This is a genomic window from Atopostipes suicloacalis DSM 15692, assembly GCF_900129085.1.
Taxonomy (GTDB): Bacteria; Bacillota; Bacilli; order Lactobacillales; family Carnobacteriaceae_A; genus Atopostipes; species Atopostipes suicloacalis.
The window spans coordinates 60,160-77,522 of record NZ_FQUF01000009.1; the positions used below are offsets into that span (position 1 = coordinate 60,160).

Annotated in this window: 15 protein-coding genes; 5 read left to right on the forward strand and 10 right to left on the reverse strand. The window is 33.4% G+C overall.

Annotation, left to right across the window (positions count from 1 at the left end):
- Nucleotides 1-13: 13 nt before the first annotated feature.
- The 3 genes from smc to BUB96_RS03820 all read right to left on the reverse strand — a co-directional run bounded on the left by smc (nt 14) and on the right by BUB96_RS03820 (nt 4,791).
- A complete protein-coding gene (gene smc, locus BUB96_RS03810) occupies nt 14-3,574 on the reverse strand; it encodes a chromosome segregation protein SMC (protein ID WP_073296678.1) in 3,561 nt (1,186 codons plus the stop codon).
- A gap of 30 nt (nt 3,575-3,604) precedes the next feature.
- Entirely contained in the window at nt 3,605-4,294 is a 690-nt protein-coding gene (gene rnc / locus BUB96_RS03815; RefSeq protein ID WP_073296681.1) for a ribonuclease III, read from the reverse strand.
- A 155-nt stretch (nt 4,295-4,449) separates the two neighbouring features.
- Nucleotides 4,450-4,791 carry a hypothetical protein gene (locus BUB96_RS03820; protein ID WP_073296684.1) on the reverse strand — a complete coding sequence of 114 codons (342 nt, stop codon included), beginning with the start codon at nt 4,789-4,791 and terminating at the stop codon, nt 4,450-4,452.
- A 226-nt stretch (nt 4,792-5,017) separates the two neighbouring features.
- On the opposite strand from BUB96_RS03820, the gene BUB96_RS03825 reads away from it, so the two are divergent.
- Together BUB96_RS03825 and BUB96_RS03830 are read left to right on the forward strand one after the other, a co-directional pair.
- Nucleotides 5,018-5,857: a DUF72 domain-containing protein gene (locus tag BUB96_RS03825; protein WP_073296686.1), complete on the forward strand. Its 840-nt coding sequence runs from the start codon at nt 5,018-5,020 to the stop codon at nt 5,855-5,857.
- Nucleotides 5,858-5,881: 24 nt separating this feature from the next.
- On the forward strand, nt 5,882-6,562 hold the full coding sequence (locus tag BUB96_RS03830) for an RluA family pseudouridine synthase (RefSeq protein ID WP_073296689.1): 681 nt from the start codon (nt 5,882-5,884) through the stop codon (nt 6,560-6,562).
- 50 nt (nt 6,563-6,612) lie between these two features.
- Here the strand turns inward: BUB96_RS03830 and BUB96_RS03835 are convergent, their stop codons facing one another.
- Nucleotides 6,613-7,161 (reverse strand): cysteine hydrolase family protein, encoded by a 549-nt coding sequence (locus tag BUB96_RS03835; RefSeq protein ID WP_073296692.1) that lies wholly within the window; start codon nt 7,159-7,161, stop codon nt 6,613-6,615.
- A 661-nt stretch (nt 7,162-7,822) separates the two neighbouring features.
- Between BUB96_RS03835 and BUB96_RS03840 the strand changes: the two genes are divergently transcribed.
- The gene (locus BUB96_RS03840) at nt 7,823-8,671 is read left to right on the forward strand and encodes a DUF368 domain-containing protein (RefSeq protein ID WP_234945790.1); all 849 of its coding nucleotides are present in this window, start codon (nt 7,823-7,825) and stop codon (nt 8,669-8,671) included.
- A 55-nt stretch (nt 8,672-8,726) separates the two neighbouring features.
- Here BUB96_RS03840 and BUB96_RS03845 read toward each other — a convergent pair whose 3' ends face one another.
- From BUB96_RS03845 to BUB96_RS03860, 4 genes are all read right to left on the reverse strand, one after another.
- Nucleotides 8,727-9,776 carry an aldose epimerase family protein gene (locus BUB96_RS03845; protein WP_073296695.1) on the reverse strand — a complete coding sequence of 350 codons (1,050 nt, stop codon included), beginning with the start codon at nt 9,774-9,776 and terminating at the stop codon, nt 8,727-8,729.
- Between the two features lie 110 nt (nt 9,777-9,886).
- Nucleotides 9,887-11,059 (reverse strand): nucleotide sugar dehydrogenase, encoded by a 1,173-nt coding sequence (locus BUB96_RS03850; RefSeq protein ID WP_073296699.1) that lies wholly within the window; start codon nt 11,057-11,059, stop codon nt 9,887-9,889.
- Nucleotides 11,060-11,110: 51 nt separating this feature from the next.
- Complete coding sequence (locus BUB96_RS03855) at nt 11,111-12,109, reverse strand: LCP family glycopolymer transferase (protein ID WP_143274271.1); 999 nt, start codon at nt 12,107-12,109, stop codon at nt 11,111-11,113.
- A gap of 127 nt (nt 12,110-12,236) precedes the next feature.
- A complete protein-coding gene (locus BUB96_RS03860) occupies nt 12,237-13,301 on the reverse strand; it encodes a glycosyltransferase family 2 protein (RefSeq protein ID WP_073296702.1) in 1,065 nt (354 codons plus the stop codon).
- Nucleotides 13,302-13,529: 228 nt separating this feature from the next.
- On the opposite strand from BUB96_RS03860, the gene galE reads away from it, so the two are divergent.
- Nucleotides 13,530-14,543: a UDP-glucose 4-epimerase GalE gene (galE, locus tag BUB96_RS03865; protein WP_073296705.1), complete on the forward strand. Its 1,014-nt coding sequence runs from the start codon at nt 13,530-13,532 to the stop codon at nt 14,541-14,543.
- Nucleotides 14,544-14,613: 70 nt separating this feature from the next.
- Here galE and map read toward each other — a convergent pair whose 3' ends face one another.
- Together map and BUB96_RS03875 are read right to left on the reverse strand one after the other, a co-directional pair.
- Nucleotides 14,614-15,369 (reverse strand): type I methionyl aminopeptidase, encoded by a 756-nt coding sequence (gene map, locus BUB96_RS03870; RefSeq protein WP_073296708.1) that lies wholly within the window; start codon nt 15,367-15,369, stop codon nt 14,614-14,616.
- A 114-nt stretch (nt 15,370-15,483) separates the two neighbouring features.
- A complete protein-coding gene (locus BUB96_RS03875) occupies nt 15,484-16,938 on the reverse strand; it encodes a glycoside hydrolase family 1 protein (protein ID WP_073296711.1) in 1,455 nt (484 codons plus the stop codon).
- Between the two features lie 181 nt (nt 16,939-17,119).
- Between BUB96_RS03875 and BUB96_RS03880 the strand changes: the two genes are divergently transcribed.
- Nucleotides 17,120-17,363, forward strand: a 244-nt coding sequence (locus BUB96_RS03880; protein ID WP_143274272.1) for a helix-turn-helix domain-containing protein, incomplete at its 3' end; no start/stop codon positions are given.

Below are 17,363 nucleotides of genomic sequence, written 5' to 3' on the forward strand. Positions count from 1 at the left end.
ATATCATCATTTGTTAGGTGACTCCATCCATCTGTTGTGCTTCATTTAAGCTAACTGAAACAATTTTTGAAATTCCTCGCTCTTGCATGGTTACTCCATACAGTTGGTTTGAATGTTCCATTGTTCCTTTACGATGTGTAATAACAATAAATTGTGTATCATCTTCAAAGTTTTCCAAATATTGACCAAAACGGACAACATTCGCATCATCAAGAGCTGCTTCTGCCTCATCCAAAATACAAAATGGAATAGGATTTACATGAATAATTGCAAACAATAAGGAAATAGCCGTTAAAGCTCTCTCACCTCCCGAGAGTAAACTCAAACGAGTTAATCTCTTACCAGGGGGTTGAGCGATAATTTCTATTCCTGTTTCCAACAAATTATCTGGATTATTTAGGACAAGCTCAGCATACCCACCCCCAAACATTTTTGGAAAAACAAGTGAAAATTCCTCTTGGATTTGATCAAACGTTTCTTTAAATTGCTTCTCAACAATTGCATCCATCTCATCCATTGTGTTATATAGATTGGTTTTGGCTTCAATCAAATCATTCTGTTGCTGTGTTAAGAAGCGAAAACGATCATCCACACTTTTATGCTCATCAATCGAATTTAAGTTAACTGGACCTAATTCTTCAATGCCTTTTTTAAGTAATTTAACTTGTTTTTTTGCTTCTTCCAATTCAATCTCTGGAAAATCTAAAAGACGTGCTTCTTCATAACCAATTTTATATTCATCAACTAAATAATCTAAATAATGATCCATTCGTACGTCATTTTGAGATAAGCGAATATCAACTTTGGATTTTTCCTCCGATAAATATTGCTTGCGACCGCTTTGTTGGTTTAATTGTTCTGCTAAATTCTCTTGAATTTGATTTTCATCTTCATAATTACTACGGATTTCTTGCTGTTGATCTTGCAGATTTTTTTGATCTTTAATATAACGATTCAATAGATCTTCAAGTTCTTCTTTAGAATCCACTTCAAGTTCTTCATCAAAAGATTGAATATCTAATTTTAAATCAGAGAGTTGATCCTTTATTTGGGAGATTTGCTCCTCGATATATTGACGATTGGCTTGAACCGAAGCTAAGGATTCTCGGATGTCTCCATGTTTATCACTTTTTAGAGAAATTTCCTGATCTAATCTATCTTTTTCTTTATCAATATTTTCTTGTTCACTTGATAGCAACTGCATGTTTTCATTCGATTCTTTAACTTTTTTTGTGATTATTTGTAATGAATCTTCTGCTTCCTTTAATCGTTCAATATAAGAATCATAAACATGATTTGTTTCGTTCAACTCAAAAGTAGTCGCTTTTAATTCACGTTCTAAATTAGTTACTTGTTCAGAAAGATTGTCTAATTTGCTTTTTAAATGTTGCTCTTCAAACCGTTTCTCTTCTCCTGAAACACGAATTTTTTCTACTTTTTGTTCTAGTTTATCTTTCTTTTCTTCTAATTCATTTTTGTTAACTAGTAAGTGTTCAAGTACTTTTTCATTTTCAGAAATAAATTTGTTTAGAATTTCTAATTCGGCCTTATGAGAAAATACAGGACTTGTATTATTTTGTCGTCCCCCACCAGTCATAGAACCACCAGCGTTTATTACGTCACCTTCTAAAGAAACAACACGATTTCTAAACTGAATCAAACGTGCAATTTCATTGGCTGATTCCAAGGTAGCTGCAATAATTGTTTGACCCAATAAGTTATCGATAATGTTTTGTATATTGGCATCATTTGTAACAAGTTCGCTTGCTATTCCTATAAAGCCATCCATTTGATCAATTTGGGCTTTCACCTGATGAGAAAGATTTCTAGCCTTAATTGTAGGTAAAGGAAGAAAAGTAGCTCGGCCTTTTTTATTTTGTTTTAAATAATTAATTGCGTCACGAGCAGATTTCTCATTTTCGACAACGATAAATTGACCGCTGCTTCCAAGTACAGTATCAATCGCTTGAACGTATTGACTAGGGACTTCTATTAACTCTGCAACCGTTCCTACAATTCCTTCCAAATGATCTTTTTGTTTCATAACTGCACGGACACCAGCATAATAACCCGCATAATTATCTTGCATTTCTTTTAAGCTAAATTGTTTCGCTTTTGCTCGCTCAAGTTCATTTCTTGTTTTATCCAAACGTTCATTTCTAATGTGTAAATTTTGTTTATATTCATTAAGTGTTTGCTCAAATGTTTTATAGTCATTTAGTAAAGATAAAAGTTCTTCATTAATCTTTTCATAACTTCCTTGATTGTTGTGTAATACATCTTTCTTCTTTTTAATCTCTTCTTCAAGATGAGCAACCCTATCGGAAGCTTTTTGTTTATCCTTATCACTACGTTTGAGCACTTGCTCCATATAATTTTTTTCGTTTTTTAAAGAAGTTTGTTGCTGCAACAATTCAATATAATGATTGCGCAGCTCTTCCATTTGGGATTCTTTATCTCCTTCAAGATAGGCTTTTTTATCTTTTAAAGCTTTAATTTCTCTATTGATTTCTTTTAATTCTTTATTTTTAGTTGTGTGTACCAATTGAATTTCTTTAAGTTCTTTACTTAATTGACTCCTACGTTTTGTCAATTGTTCAATTGAAGCTTCTTTTTCACCAATAAAAGCTTCTCGGTGGCGTGCTTTTTCATCAAATAAATTAAGAGCAGCTTCTGTTCGTTCTTTTTCTCGAACGACATGAATGAGCTTATTATTAATTTCTTCTCTCAATCCTTCAATAGTTTTCAATTTATCAGTTTGGCTGATTTGTTGGTGTTCTAAATCTTCAATCTGCTTGGCAACATTTTTTAAATCATCCTCTAATTGTCCATTTTTATGAGAATCTTCTTTGATTTTTTCGGTTAGTTGCTGGATTTGCCAAACCGTCACACCTATATCTAGATCTGTTAGTTTTTCTTTTTGATCTAAAAATGAATGAGCAATATCTGCCTGTTTTTTAAGTGGAGTTAATTGAGATTCAAGTTCATATAGAATATCTTGAACACGGTCTAAATTATCTTGTGTTTGTTCTAATTTTTTCTCCGCATCTTGTTTACGAACCTTATATTTATAGACACCTGCAGCTTCTTCAAAAATTCCTCGTCGATCTTCTGGTTTTGAATTGAAAATAGCTTCTACTTTTCCCTGAGAGATTACTGAAAAAGACTCTTTTCCTAAACCAGAGTCCATGAATAGATCCACAATATCTCGTAACCGACATTCTTGTTGATTAATCATGTAGGTTGAATCGCCTGTTCTAGATATCCTGCGCAAAATACTGACTTCTTCATATTCAATTCCTAAATAATGATCAGAATTGTCTAATATCAACTCAACTTCTGCAATATTTAGAGGTTTCCGTTCGTTCGTTCCAGAGAAGATGACATCATTCATTCGATCCCCACGTAAAGTTTTAGCGGATTGCTCCCCCATCACCCAACGGATCGCTTCAATAATATTTGATTTACCACTTCCATTTGGACCAACGATAGCCGTAACACCTTGGTTAAATTCCAATGTTGTTTTTTCTGGGAATGATTTAAATCCCTTTAATATTATTTTCTTTAACTGCACTCAATACTTCTCCTTTATCCAACCAATCTTTTATTTCACTGAATCATAAGCTTCTTTTGCGGCAGCTTGTTCAGCTCTTTTTTTAGAACTGCCAACGCCAATTCCCATAATATCTCCTTCAATTAATACAGCCACTTTAAATTGGCGAGCGTGATCCGGTCCAGAAGTTTCAATGACTTGATATTCTATTTGAACAACACCGTCACGCTGCATCCATTCTTGCAAGGCTGTTTTAAAATCCATCCCATGCGAGAAATCACCAGCAGATATCTTTGGAAAGAGTACTTGTTCAAGAATGTTTCGGGCTTGTTTAGTCCCTTGGTCTAAATAAACTGCTCCAATAAAGGCTTCAAAGACATCACATAGCAAGGAAATTCTAGAGCGTCCATTTGATTGTTCTTCACCTTTACCTAATAAAACAAAACTTTGTAAATTATAGTCTAATGTTAATTGTGCTAAAGATTCTGCTCGTACAGCGGCAGCTCGCATTTTAGTTAGATGGCCTTCCGGCAATTCCTTATATTCTTTATATAAATAATCTGAAACAATCAATTCAATCACTGCATCGCCCAAAAATTCAAGTCTTTCCAAATGTTCCAAATGTTCTTCACGATGATCATTCGCATAGGATGAATGTGTAAATGCGATATATAATAACTCTTCATTATGAAAAGTAATATTAAATTTTTCTTCTATATATTTTGAAAGATTTTTATTCATTTTTTCACCTTCTTACTTGTCAATATCTTGTCTATTATACGCTAATCTATGCAAAAAAGAAACACTCTCGTTCATCCTTCTTCGATCTGAATGCGAGAATGATTCTACATTATAAATCTGACGACAAACAAATATTCTTCCTATTAAATATTTTATTAAAAATCTTTAAATTCATCTTCTTCTTCGTCTTCATCCACCTCTTCAAAATCTCGATCGATATTGTGATAAGAAGTATTTTTTCTTTTTTCAAAATCTCGATTCCAATCTTTTTTTGAATTATTATTTTTATAGCTTGATTGATTACCATTATCATTTTTCATGATAAATTTTCTAAAAACCCACACAACGATGGCTAATAATACAATCATCCAAAAATATTTAAAGAAAAGATAAAAACTTCCTCGAATAATAAGAGATAGAACCATTAAGCCAATGAAAAAGCCTAAAAATGAACACCCAAAACCAACTGTTCCTGGGCGATTATTATTAGAATACATAGTGTCACTTCCTTTTTTTTACAGTCTAAATCTATAAAGTATAATTCATCTACTATTTTACCATATATTTAGTCTTTGATAAACAAAGGGATTATGACCTTGTGTTAGGATTTTACATTTGGTACTTTATTCTCTGAAACGATGGATTTTATATTTTAAAATAAGGTACACATATAATTTGATTCAGCTTTATGATAAAGTATGATTACACATAAGGAGTGAGGCAATGATTACAATAGGATTAACAGGTTGGAGTGACCATCCCTTAATCGCACCAAATCGACAAAGAAAATTAGAAGATTATGCGAGTCACTTTCCTTTTGTTGAAATGGATACAAGTTTTTATGGGATTCCTTCAGAAAAAAGCATCCACTCTTGGATAGACAAAACACTAGACGCTTTTCAATTTATACCTAAAGCTTATAATGCGATGACGATGCATAAGCCTTGGGAGCAAGAATATTCCACCCTGACTGAACTTTTTGATACATTTAAAGTACGTTTTTATCCTTTATTGAAAGAAAATAGAATCAAAGCTTTTCTTTTTCAATTCCCACCTTTTTTCCATTATAATCCATCAAATATTGAATACTTGTACATTGTCGGTCGCCAGATGGGTTCTTTACCAGTTACTGTAGAATTTCGACATTTTAGTTGGTTTCAAGATGACAATAAAGAACACACCTTAAATATTTTAAAAGAAAACTTTTTTAGTTATACAGTAGTTGATCAACCACAAACGCCAGGAAATAGCACACCCACTATATTAGAAGTCACAAATTCCAAACTTGCGGTCTATCGCTTACATGGTCAAAATTATTCGGGGTGGTTGAATGCGAATGAAGATCCAGATTGGCGAAAGACAAGAACTTTATACGATTATAGCCAGGAAGAATTAGAAAAAATACAACAAAATACTAAAGAACTTGCTAAGCATGCAGATGAAGTTGCCGTTATTTTTAATAACAATTCTGGAGGACATGCTGCAAAAAATGCCAAAGAATTACAAAAAATGATGGGACTAGATTTTGAGGGACTGAATCCTCAACAATTAGATCTCTTTTAAATTATTTTAGAAAGGATTTTTCACTTGAATTTGAATGTTTTATATGAAGATAATCACTTATTAGTTGTCGAGAAACCTAGAAATATGCCAATACAAGAAGATGCCTCTAAAGATTTAGATTTATTAAACGAAGCAAAAAAATATCTAATTGAAAAATATAATAAACCAGGAGATGCTTTCTTAGGACTGGTGCATCGTTTAGATCGTCCAGTGGGTGGAGTTGCTCTTTTTGCTAAAACCTCCAAAGCAGCCTCGCGTGTCTCTAATGAGATTCGTTTACATCGTTTTGATCGAAGATATCTTGCAATTGTTAGAGGAATTCCAAAGAAAAAGAATGCCCAATTAACGAATTATTTATTAAAAGACCATAATAAAAATATCTCAAGCGTTGTTCAACCTTCAACTGCGGATGCCAAAAAAGCAGTCCTCGACTATAAAGTTCTCGCTTCTGATCCAAAAGAAGATTTAAGCTTATTGAGCATTCAACTTCATACAGGAAGAAGTCACCAAATTCGAGTACAACTCTCCCATTTAGGTTATGCGATTTATGGAGATCAAAAATATGGTCAAGCAGTAAATAAGGTTGGCGAACAAATTGCTTTATGGGCGACTGAATTAAGCGTCAATCATCCAACTAAAAAAGAGCCCATAAATATCACTTGTTTACCACCACAAGAGTATCCATGGAATCTTTTTGAATATTAATTTGAAAGACCCAAGAATTTTTTTCTCGGGTCTTTTCTTTTTGTGTATTTTTAAATAACTTCTGCCCCAAGAGTATTTTCAAAATGATCAAGAGCCCAATCATGACCTAGTTGGTTGAAGCTAGCGACGCCTTTTTCATGAATAACTATCTTAAACCCTTTATTGTAGGCATCTACAGCTGTATGCAATACGCAAATATCTGTACATACTCCTACAATATGAAGTTCATTAATTTCGCGCTCTCTTAACTTTAATTCTAAATTTGTTCCTGTAAAGGCAGAATAACGAGTTTTATCAAAATATTCTACATTTTCACTTTCTTTAATCTCTTGGTATAACTTTTCTAAGTCTCCATATAGTTTACGACCATCTGTCCCTTCAATATTATGTGAAGGAAACAATTTACTTTCGGGGTGAAGAGTATCATTTTCAAAATGTTGATCAATCAAAAAAGCAATATAGTCTCCTTGATCATGAAACTTCTTTGTTACTTGTACAATATAATCATGTAATATCTGGCCTGGAGTTCCACATGTTAAAGCCCCATCGACTGCTACAAAGTCATTCGTATAATCGACATTTAACAAACCCTTTTTCATAATTACCACCTCAAAGTATTCTTATCCTTATTCTATCATACAATCGACAAAGTAGCTTTTATCTTCTATTGAATATTTGTTTGCAGTATTCTAAAAACAGCTCGTTATTCTAGGAAAAAAGTCAAATTAAATTCCAGCACGTTCTTATCGATTCTTCGTGTACGGTGCAACACTCCAACGCACAATTATTTACAATTTTTATGTGATAAAACATTACAGCGCGCACTTATCTGCATTTTGTGCGTGATGGCTCAGTATGCGCGCACTTTTCTGTAGTTTGTGCGTGATAAAACAGTATACGCACAATTATTTGTAGTTTGTGCGTGATAAAACAGTATACGCACACTTATTTGTAATTTGTGCGTGATAAAACAGTATACGCACACTTTTCTGCAATTTGTGTGTGATAGAACAGTATACGCACACTTTTCTGCAATTTGTGTGTGATAGAACAGTATACGCACAATTATCTACATTTTGTGCGTGATGGAACATTGAGGTACTCCAGCGCGTTTCTATTCGCTCATTGTGCGCAATGATTACATATCTTAATAAACTATAGCTTTCCTTTAAGATAAGAAAGCATGTTAATCCTTTACTTTTTTCTTTCGAATCGTTCAGAAATCAGGTAAAATAGTAGAAATATAAAGGAGTGACTCATTTGAAAGATACAAAAACAAAAAATAATTTTATTCATTGGATGATTCGCTTTTTAAAAGGAATATTTATTGGGTCCGGTGCTATTCTTCCTGGGGTAAGCGGTGGGGCTCTGGCTGTTGTTTTTGGTTTATATGAACCGATTATCCGTTTTTTAGCTAATATTCGAAAAGATTTTTTAAAGAATATTTTTTATTTTCTTCCAGTAGGTTTAGGAGCCCTTTCTGGTATTTTTATCCTGGCAACACCTATCCATTATGGTTTAAAGCATTACCCAGTTTATATCCTTTGGGCTTTTATTGGAGCTATTATTGGGACGCTTCCTTCTCTTTATCGTGAGGCGGGGAAAAAAGGAAGAACAAGCAAACATAATATTTTATTAATTTTAACTGCAATCATTAGCTTTACGCTACTTTCTTACTTTAATCATCAATTAAATATGGAGATTCCAAGGAATTTTTTCTCTTGGTTACTAGCAGGAGGAATTTTCGCGAGTGGATTAATTATTCCAGGTCTCAGCCCTTCAAATTTTCTTATTTACTTTAGTCTTTATCAGCCTTTAATGGCTGGAATACGTGGACTTGACTTTTCTATTATTCTCCCAGTTGTTTTAGGAGCTATTGTAATCATTTTAAGTCTCGCAAAGGTTATGCGTAGTATTATGGAAAAATTTTATACCACTGTCTTTCATTTTATTTTGGGTATTGTTATTGCATCCACAGCGATTATTGCTCCGGAACATTCCTTATATACTGCCTTTAATGGTTTTAACTATTTCATACTTCTCTTGATATTTTTAATTGGAATTAGCTTAGGGTACTGGATGGGAAATTTAGAAGAATCTTTCGAATAAAAAAGCGAGCCTCTATATTCATCTTAATTTTGAATATAAAAGCTCGTTTATTTTCTTAGTCCATCAGGCTAAATTTGAATGTTGTAGTAGACTCAAATGGATGACCTGGTTCTAACCAAACGGAACCAAAGTTTTCTAAATTTACCGCATCTGGTAATTGTTGAGTTTCCAATGTTACTCCAGTATGTTCTCCTAAAGAACGATCTTTCCCTGTTTCTGATTCTTGTGCTTTATTGTGTGTATAGACAACAATCGCCTCAGAATCCGTTTCCACTTCAACAACACGTCCAGATCCATTATGTGTTAATTTCACACTTGGCTCACTTGTAGAATGATCGAGAAGGAATGGATGGTCTAACCCATTTCTCGAAGAAATTTCTTCATTCTTATTTAAAATCACTGTTTCTAAACGTTTTCCTTCACGTAAATCAAATGGCGTATCCTTAACTGCTTTTAATTCTCCAGTTGGCATATTATCTTCTTTCAAAGGGGCATATTGATTACTATTAATTTGAAGTTCATGGTCATAAACAGTTTCATGATAATCTCCAGTTAAATTAAAGTACACATGATTTGTGGGGTTAAATAATGTCTTCTTATTTGTATTCGCTTCATAGTGAATGCTAACTTCATCCGCTTCATTCAACGTATAAGTTACTTTTACCTTTACATTTCCCGGGAAACCATTTTCACCATCTGGCAATTCTGTGGTTAATTGTAATTGAATTTCATTATCCAATTCCATTGTATCAGCATCCCAAATTTTTGTATCTAAACCAGTTGGTCCCCCATGAAGAGTATTACTACTCTCATTTTTTACTAATTCGATGACCTCTTCATCCTCTTTATAACGAGCGTTTGAGATTCTCCCAGCTACAGGACCAACAATTGAGCCATGGAAAGGTCGCGCTTTTACAATTTCATCCAAGGTCGTCATATTTGTTGTGATTTCTTCTAATTTTCCTGTTTTATCAGGCATTATAATTTTTGTAATAATTCCACCATATGTAATAACGGATAAGGATAATCCATTTGAATTAGATAAAATATATTCATAGACAATTTGTTGATCTATAATACCAAATTCTGTTTTCTTTATTTTCACTTAAATTCCTCCAATATTTTTGATATCGCTTTCTATACTATTAAGAATCAATTTATTCTAAAAATGCCAGCCCTATTAAAATAGAAACTGGCAAAATAGACTTTCTTCAATTAATTTTCTTGGTATAAATCTCTTGTATAAATTTTGTCTTTCACATCTTTTAAATCATCATTTTGACGATTGGCAATAATGACATCACTTATTTGTTTGAATTCTTCTAAATCTGAAATTACTTGAGAATTATAGAAAGTATCCTCTTCTAATACTGGTTCATAAACAACTACTTCTATTCCCTTGGCCTTAATTCGTTTCATAATTCCTTGAATAGAAGATTGACGGAAGTTATCAGAACCTTCCTTCATGACTAAACGATAAATTCCTACAACTTTAGGATCTTTATTAACCACTTGTTCTGCCACAAAATCTTTACGTGTACTATTGGAATCAACAATCGCACGAATTAAATTATTTGGCACATCTTCATAATTTGCTAATAATTGTTTTGTATCTTTAGGTAAGCAATAGCCCCCATAACCAAAGGAAGGGTTATTGTAGTGATCTCCAATTCGTGGATCTAAACTGACGCCTTCAATAATAGATTGTGTGTTTAATCCTCTAGATTCTGCATATGTATCTAATTCGTTAAAGAATGAAACTCGCATTGCTAAATACGTATTAGCAAATAATTTAACCGCTTCTGCTTCAGTAGATTCGATAAACAATACTGAAATGTCTTCTTTTTTAGCTCCTTCAACAAGTAAGTCAGCAAATTTATGGGCACGCTCAGAATCTTCTCCTAGGATAATACGACTTGGATATAGATTATCATATAAAGCTTTACCTTCTCGCAAAAATTCAGGTGAAAAAATAATATTGCTTGTATTATATTTTTCTTTAATACTTTCTGTATAGCCTACTGGAACAGTTGATTTTATAATAATCGTTGTATTCGGTGCATATTCTAAAACATCTTCAATAACACTTTCTAATATTTCCGTATCAAAATAGTTTGTCTCTTCATCGTAATTTGTAGGCGCAGCAATGACCACATACTCTGGATCATTTCCATACGCTTCCGCTTTATCTGTTGTTGCTGTTAGATTTAAATCTTTCGTTGCAAAAAAGTTCTCTACTTCATCATCTTGAATGGGAGCCACGCGATCATTGATTAATTTTACTCTTTCTTCAATAACTTCGAGAGCTCGCACTTGATTGTATTGTGATAACAAGATGGCATTCGCTAGCCCAACATATCCCATACCTACAACTGTTATATTTGTCATTCTTTCTTTCCTTTCCTAATTAAATCTTTCTTATATTGTATACTTCTATTTTTATTCATTTATATTTAGTTCTGATTTTAACTGCTGGCTCACTTCTGCGATATCTTCTTCCGCAATAATTTCGTAGTAAACTCCATCCATTCGAGTTCCATAACCGCTCAATTGAAGTTCTTCAATATTTGTCAAAGAAGAACGATAATTTAAAAACATGCTAACCATTTCATTAAAAGTTAGGTTTGTCATTACATTATCTTCCATCGTGTTCAAGACAGACTGATAATTCAAAATCGAATTAAAAGAAGCTACCTTTGATAAAGTTGTCAATACGACTTCGCGTTGGCGGGATTGACGGCCGTAATCTCCTTGAGGATCTTCGTAACGCATTCGAGAATACGCTAAAGCTTGTGCTCCATCCATAAGCATTGGTTGCCCTTCTATAAAGCTATATCCACTTTGATCAAAGGTCATTGAAGGTGTAATATCTACTCCTCCAACAGCATCTACAATTTGCTGGATACCTTCCATATTAACTGAAACATAATAATCAATCGGAATATCTAATAGATTTTGGACAGTATTCATAGACATGGCTGCTCGACCATAGGCAAAAGCATGATTTATTTTATCTTGGAAACCTTTCCCTACAATCTCTGTATAAGTATCTCGAGGAATACTTACTAAAGTTGTTTTTTCAGTCTCTGGATTTACTGTCATTACCATGATGGTGTCCGAACGCCCTTGCATTTTATCTGTGGAACCTTCACCTGCTCTGTCATCGTCTGTATCAATTCCTAAAAGTAAGATAGAGAAAGCATCTCCATCTAAATCTAATTGATCGTTTTCTCGACTTGTATGAGTTATGCGATCATCATCTATGTTAGAATGAATCGTATCGGTTGTTTGTCTCAACTCATAATAAACATAAAATAAAATACCAACAATTATCAGTAAAAACACGAGCAAAACACGCCAACAACCTCGTTTTCGTTTTTTACCCTTCTTTCCTTGCGCACGATTACTTCTAGACATATCATTTGTTTTTTCTTCCATATATATATACCAACTTTTATATGTGATTTTTTTAACTAATCTATAGTATATAACATATTCTGCTATTTTACTATAATAAAATTGCATCAAATATACAATTATTTATTCTTTAATTTATATAAACCTATTAAGATTTTCGTTTAAAAAGATTTCTAATGACGGTTAAGAAATTGGATGTTTTTTCTTTGGTTTCATTCGTTCGGCTAACAATTTGAATAGCTGCTTTGCCATTGCGATTTTGAAGAATGGAGAGTAAGGCTAGTTTATAGGGGCTTTTTTCTTTAATCTTTTTAAACTCTTTTAAATAAGGGGCTAATCTTTTATCTTGTAGTGTTTCTTCAAGATGTCTGATTTGTTCTTCTTGGGTTAGAGGTGAATCTTCTTTACAAATGTTTTGTATTTCTGAATAGATTGCATGAAAATAAGAAGACAGGATTAAATCTTCATACTCTTCTTCTAATCCCCATTCGATTAACATTGCTTCTAAATATTTCGCAAGTTCGATATTGATTTCAAAGTTTTCTCTCCTATATAGCTCATCTTCAGAAAGATACTCAATCGGTCGTATAAAATAGGAAATTCGATTAAAGACAACAGAATTCAGATTTTTATAAACACTTAAATTGAAAAAGGCTTCTTCGCAATGAGTAACACTCACAAATTTTAAGTGGTTTTTTATTAAATAGGAGCGTCGATATAATTTATTAAATAGCGCATAGGGATAAAAATGATGAAAATTTCGGTAATGATTTCTAAAGCGTTCTTGATTAGGCAAGTAAGGTAGATTTGGATGATGTTGTTCAAATTCTATCGGGTTTCCCTCATCATGAATAGTAAAGCCAAATACAGTTAAATCCGTATTTTTTTCTTCTGCATCTTCAACAATTGCTTGTAGCATTCGTTTATCAAAAATATCATATGCACTAGCAAAATAAACATATTTTCCTCTGGCGATAGACAACCCTTTATTTCTAGCTGCCGCAAAGCCCTTTCTTTCCTGATGAACGACTTCTACAAAAAGAGGCTCTAACTTTTCGTATTTATTACAAATTTGAGCGGAGGTATCAGTAGATCCATCATTAATCAAAATTAACTCAAAATCAAAAATTGTTTGTTTTAATATAGATTCAATTGATTTTTTTAATGTTTTTTCATTATTAAATACAGGCATAATTATTGATACAGTATACATCACTACCCCTCCTTTAAAGCCGCTACTTTTTCTTTCATTATAGCACAAAGTTTTAACTTTACTTTAAATAAATCATTAATTATTGATGACAATTCTTCTCGTTTACCTCTTTTTCCTGAAATAAAAAAGAGATATTTGTAATTTTCTTAGATAGTTTGTTTATTTTATAGTTAGGTTTTAGCATAAAATGTGTTAAAATTAAATTAATTTAAATAAAGGAGTGTTTGTATGTCAATACTTGTTACAGGCGGTGCAGGATATATTGGATCTCATACGGTTGTTGAGTTATTAAATAATGACTATGACGTTGTAATTGTTGATGATTTTTCCAATTCGCATCCTACAGTATTAGAACGTATTAAAGAACTAACTGGAAAAACGTTTACTTTTTATGAATTAAATCTTTTAGATAAAGAAGGTTTACACAAGGTTTTCCAAGAGAATGATATCGAAGCCGTTATTCATTTTGCTGGTTTTAAAGCGGTAGGAGAATCTGTTTCAATTCCATTGGAGTATTACCATAATAACGTAACTGGAACAATTATCTTATTAGAAGTAATGAAAGAATTTAATGTGAAGAATATTGTCTTTAGTTCAAGTGCAACAGTTTATGGAATGGATAATAAAGCGCCTTTTACAGAAGATATGCCAACATCTGCAACAAATCCATATGGGTATACAAAAGTATTTATCGAACATATTTTAGAAGATTTAGCAGTTGCTGATAATGAATGGAGTCCTATTTTACTTCGATATTTCAATCCAATTGGCGCGCATGAATCAGGTCGAATTGGCGAAGATCCAAACGACACCCCTAATAACCTCATGCCTTATATCACACAAGTGGCTGTGGAGAAATTAGAGAAACTGTCTGTTTATGGAGATGACTACGATACCCCAGATGGTACGGGAGTGCGAGATTATATTCATGTCGTCGACTTAGCTAAGGGACATTTAAAGGCATTGGATTATTCTCTAAACCATACGGGCGCACAAGCGATTAACTTAGGGACTGGCGAAGGCTATTCAGTATTAGATGTGGTTCATGCTTTTGAAAAAGCAAACGATATTAAAATCCCTTATGAAATCGTAGAAAGACGTCCTGGGGATATCGCTGTTGGGTATGCTGATCCAAATAAAGCCAAAGAATTACTCGGTTGGGAAGCAGAACATTCTTTAGAAGATATGTGTCGCACTTCTTGGAAATGGCAAAAAAATAACCCTCAAGGATATAATAACTAGATTTTAAACTATAAAATAAAAACACCTTATTTCAAAACCTCTATTAGGTTAACTGAAATAAGGTGCTTTTTTATTCGCCTTTTTGTTGAGTTAAAATTTCTGGACCTTCTTTAGTAATCGCAATCGTATGTTCATATTGGCAGCTTAAACCACCATCTTGAGTACGAGCTGTCCAGCCATTATCATCCATTTTAGATTTCCATACGCCTGTATTAATCATAGGTTCAATCGTTATAGTCATACCTTCTTTTAGTCGTTTTCCTTTGCCTGCTTCTCCATAATGTGGAACACTTGGTTCTTCATGCATCGTTGGGCCAATTCCGTGACCAATAAATTCACGTACAACAGAATAGCCTTTGGGTTCAACATAATTTTGTATTGCTGCTCCAATGTCTCCAATTCGGTTGCCAACTTGTGCAGCTTCTATACCTTTATATAGAGCTTCTCTTGTGACTTCCATTAAGTCTCGAACTTCTTTCGTAGCTTCTCCAACTACATAAGCCCAAGCTGAATCTGAAAAAGCACCATCTAATTCGATCACTGTATCAACTTTTACTAAATCATTTTCCTTTAATGGCGTATCCGTTGGGAAACCATGACAAATTTCATCATTTACACTTATACAAGTGGCATATTCGTACCCTTCATAACCGATTTGGGCAGGGATCCCCCCATTTTCTACAATTTTCTTTTCAACAAACTGGTCAATATCATGTCCTGTAACACCTGGTTTGATAAAGTCTCTTAATTGTTCGTGAATAGAAGCTAATAATTTTCCTGATTTTTTCATCTCATCTATTTCTCTTCTTGATTTTCTTGTAATCAATGTATATTCGTCTCCTTTGCGTTCTCAATCTTTATAATTATAACGCAAAAATTTAATTTTTCCAAAATAAAACAAGCCTTATTGATAGTAGGCTTGTTTTGTAAGTTATAAATCTTACTCCACTTCGTATTTACGAAGTTCTTGTCCGTTGGTTTCGATGACTTTTTTATACCAGAAATAACTATCTTTTTTATAACGCTTGAGTTCTTTTTCATTTGATTCGTCACGGTCCACATAAACAAAACCATAACGTTTTTGATAACCATTTAACCAACTTAATAAATCGGTATAGCTCCAAGTACAATAACCGATGACTTCAACACCATCTGTAATCGCTTCTTGAATAGCAACAATATGGTCTCGAATATAGTTGATACGATATTCATCATGAATACGTCCATCCGCTTCTAGTCGGTCATATTCACCAAGTCCATTTTCTGTAATTAGAATTGGCAAATCATAGCGGCTGGTCATTCGACGCATGGCAATGCGTAACCCACTTGGATCGATTGCCCAATCCCAGTTCGTATACTCAACATACGGATTAGACACTTCTTTATACAAACCTGGCATTCCTGATTCTTCGGTAGAGCCTTTTTCTCCAGTATAGTTTGGTTTTCCTGCTCCTACACCATCTAGGCGATTTTCTTTAACAGTGGCTGTTTGATAATAGTTCAGTCCTAGGAAATCGGGTTTGCCTTCTTTTAAAAGATCAAAATCTCCTACTTCAATAGTTGGAGCAATGCCATTATCTTCAAAGTATTTCCAAGCCACTTTTGGATAACGTCCATAAACATAAATATCCATCCAGAAATTCGCATTTATTTCTTCGCGGTTTTCGGCAGCTAATTGATTTTTAGGATCTGCATCAAAAGCATAAGTTGGACCATATGCGAAGCTAGGCCCAATCTGTCCTTCTATATCCAATTCATGGAATAATTTAATGGCTTTCGCATTGGCTAAATTTGCATGGTGGTTGGCTTGTAACATCCGTTTTGGGTCTTTTACATTCGGCGGATGTGAAGCAGCTAAATAACCATGTGAAATAAAAACATTCTGTTCATTGAGTGTTACCCAATATTTTACTTTGTCTTTAAATCGTTTAAAGACAATTTCGCAATAACGAGTAAAATCGTTAATTATTTGGCGACCTTCCCATCCTAAATACTCATCTTGCAAAGCTTGCGGTAAATCCCAATGATATAGAGTCACCACGGGTTCAATCTCGTTTGCTAATAGTTCATCGATTAAGTCTTCATAAAATTTTATCCCAGCCTCATTAACTTCGCCATTCCCATCTGGTATGATACGAGGCCAAGAGATTGAAAAACGATACGCTTTTAATCCTTGTTCAGCCATTAGTTGAACATCTTCTTTATAGCGATGATAATGGTCGACAGCTACTTCACCTGTTGTTCCTTTAAAGGTTTTACCAGGAATTTTTACGAATTTATCCCAAACAGATTCGCCTTTGCCATCTTCATCCCAGGCACCTTCTACTTGATAAGCAGCGGAGGCTGAACCCCATAGAAAATCACTTGGAAATGAATCTAATTTTTGATGATGCATATCTTCACTCCTTATTTATTCGATACACTTACATTATAACCTATAACAATTTCAGCACCAAACGATTTTTTAGTAAAAGTCTATTTGGTGTATTGTAAACTGAAGTGCACCAGTTAGAAACAAAAAAAGACATGAAGATTTGTTATACTTTAGTCACTACACAAAAGTAAGGAGAATCTTCATGTCCAAATTAAATTCTAACACAAAAAAGACCAAGACTTATACACATTTGAACGAAACTGAAAGAGAAGATATAGAGAGATGGCTGAAAGAAGAAAAAAGCAAGTCGGAGATTGCTCGTTTATTAGATAGAGACAGATCAACCGTTACCCGTGAAATTAATAGAGGAACAACCACTCAAATTAAAACGATTAATGGTTATCAAAAAGAAGTAAAAGAATATATAGCAAGTACAGGGCAGGCTG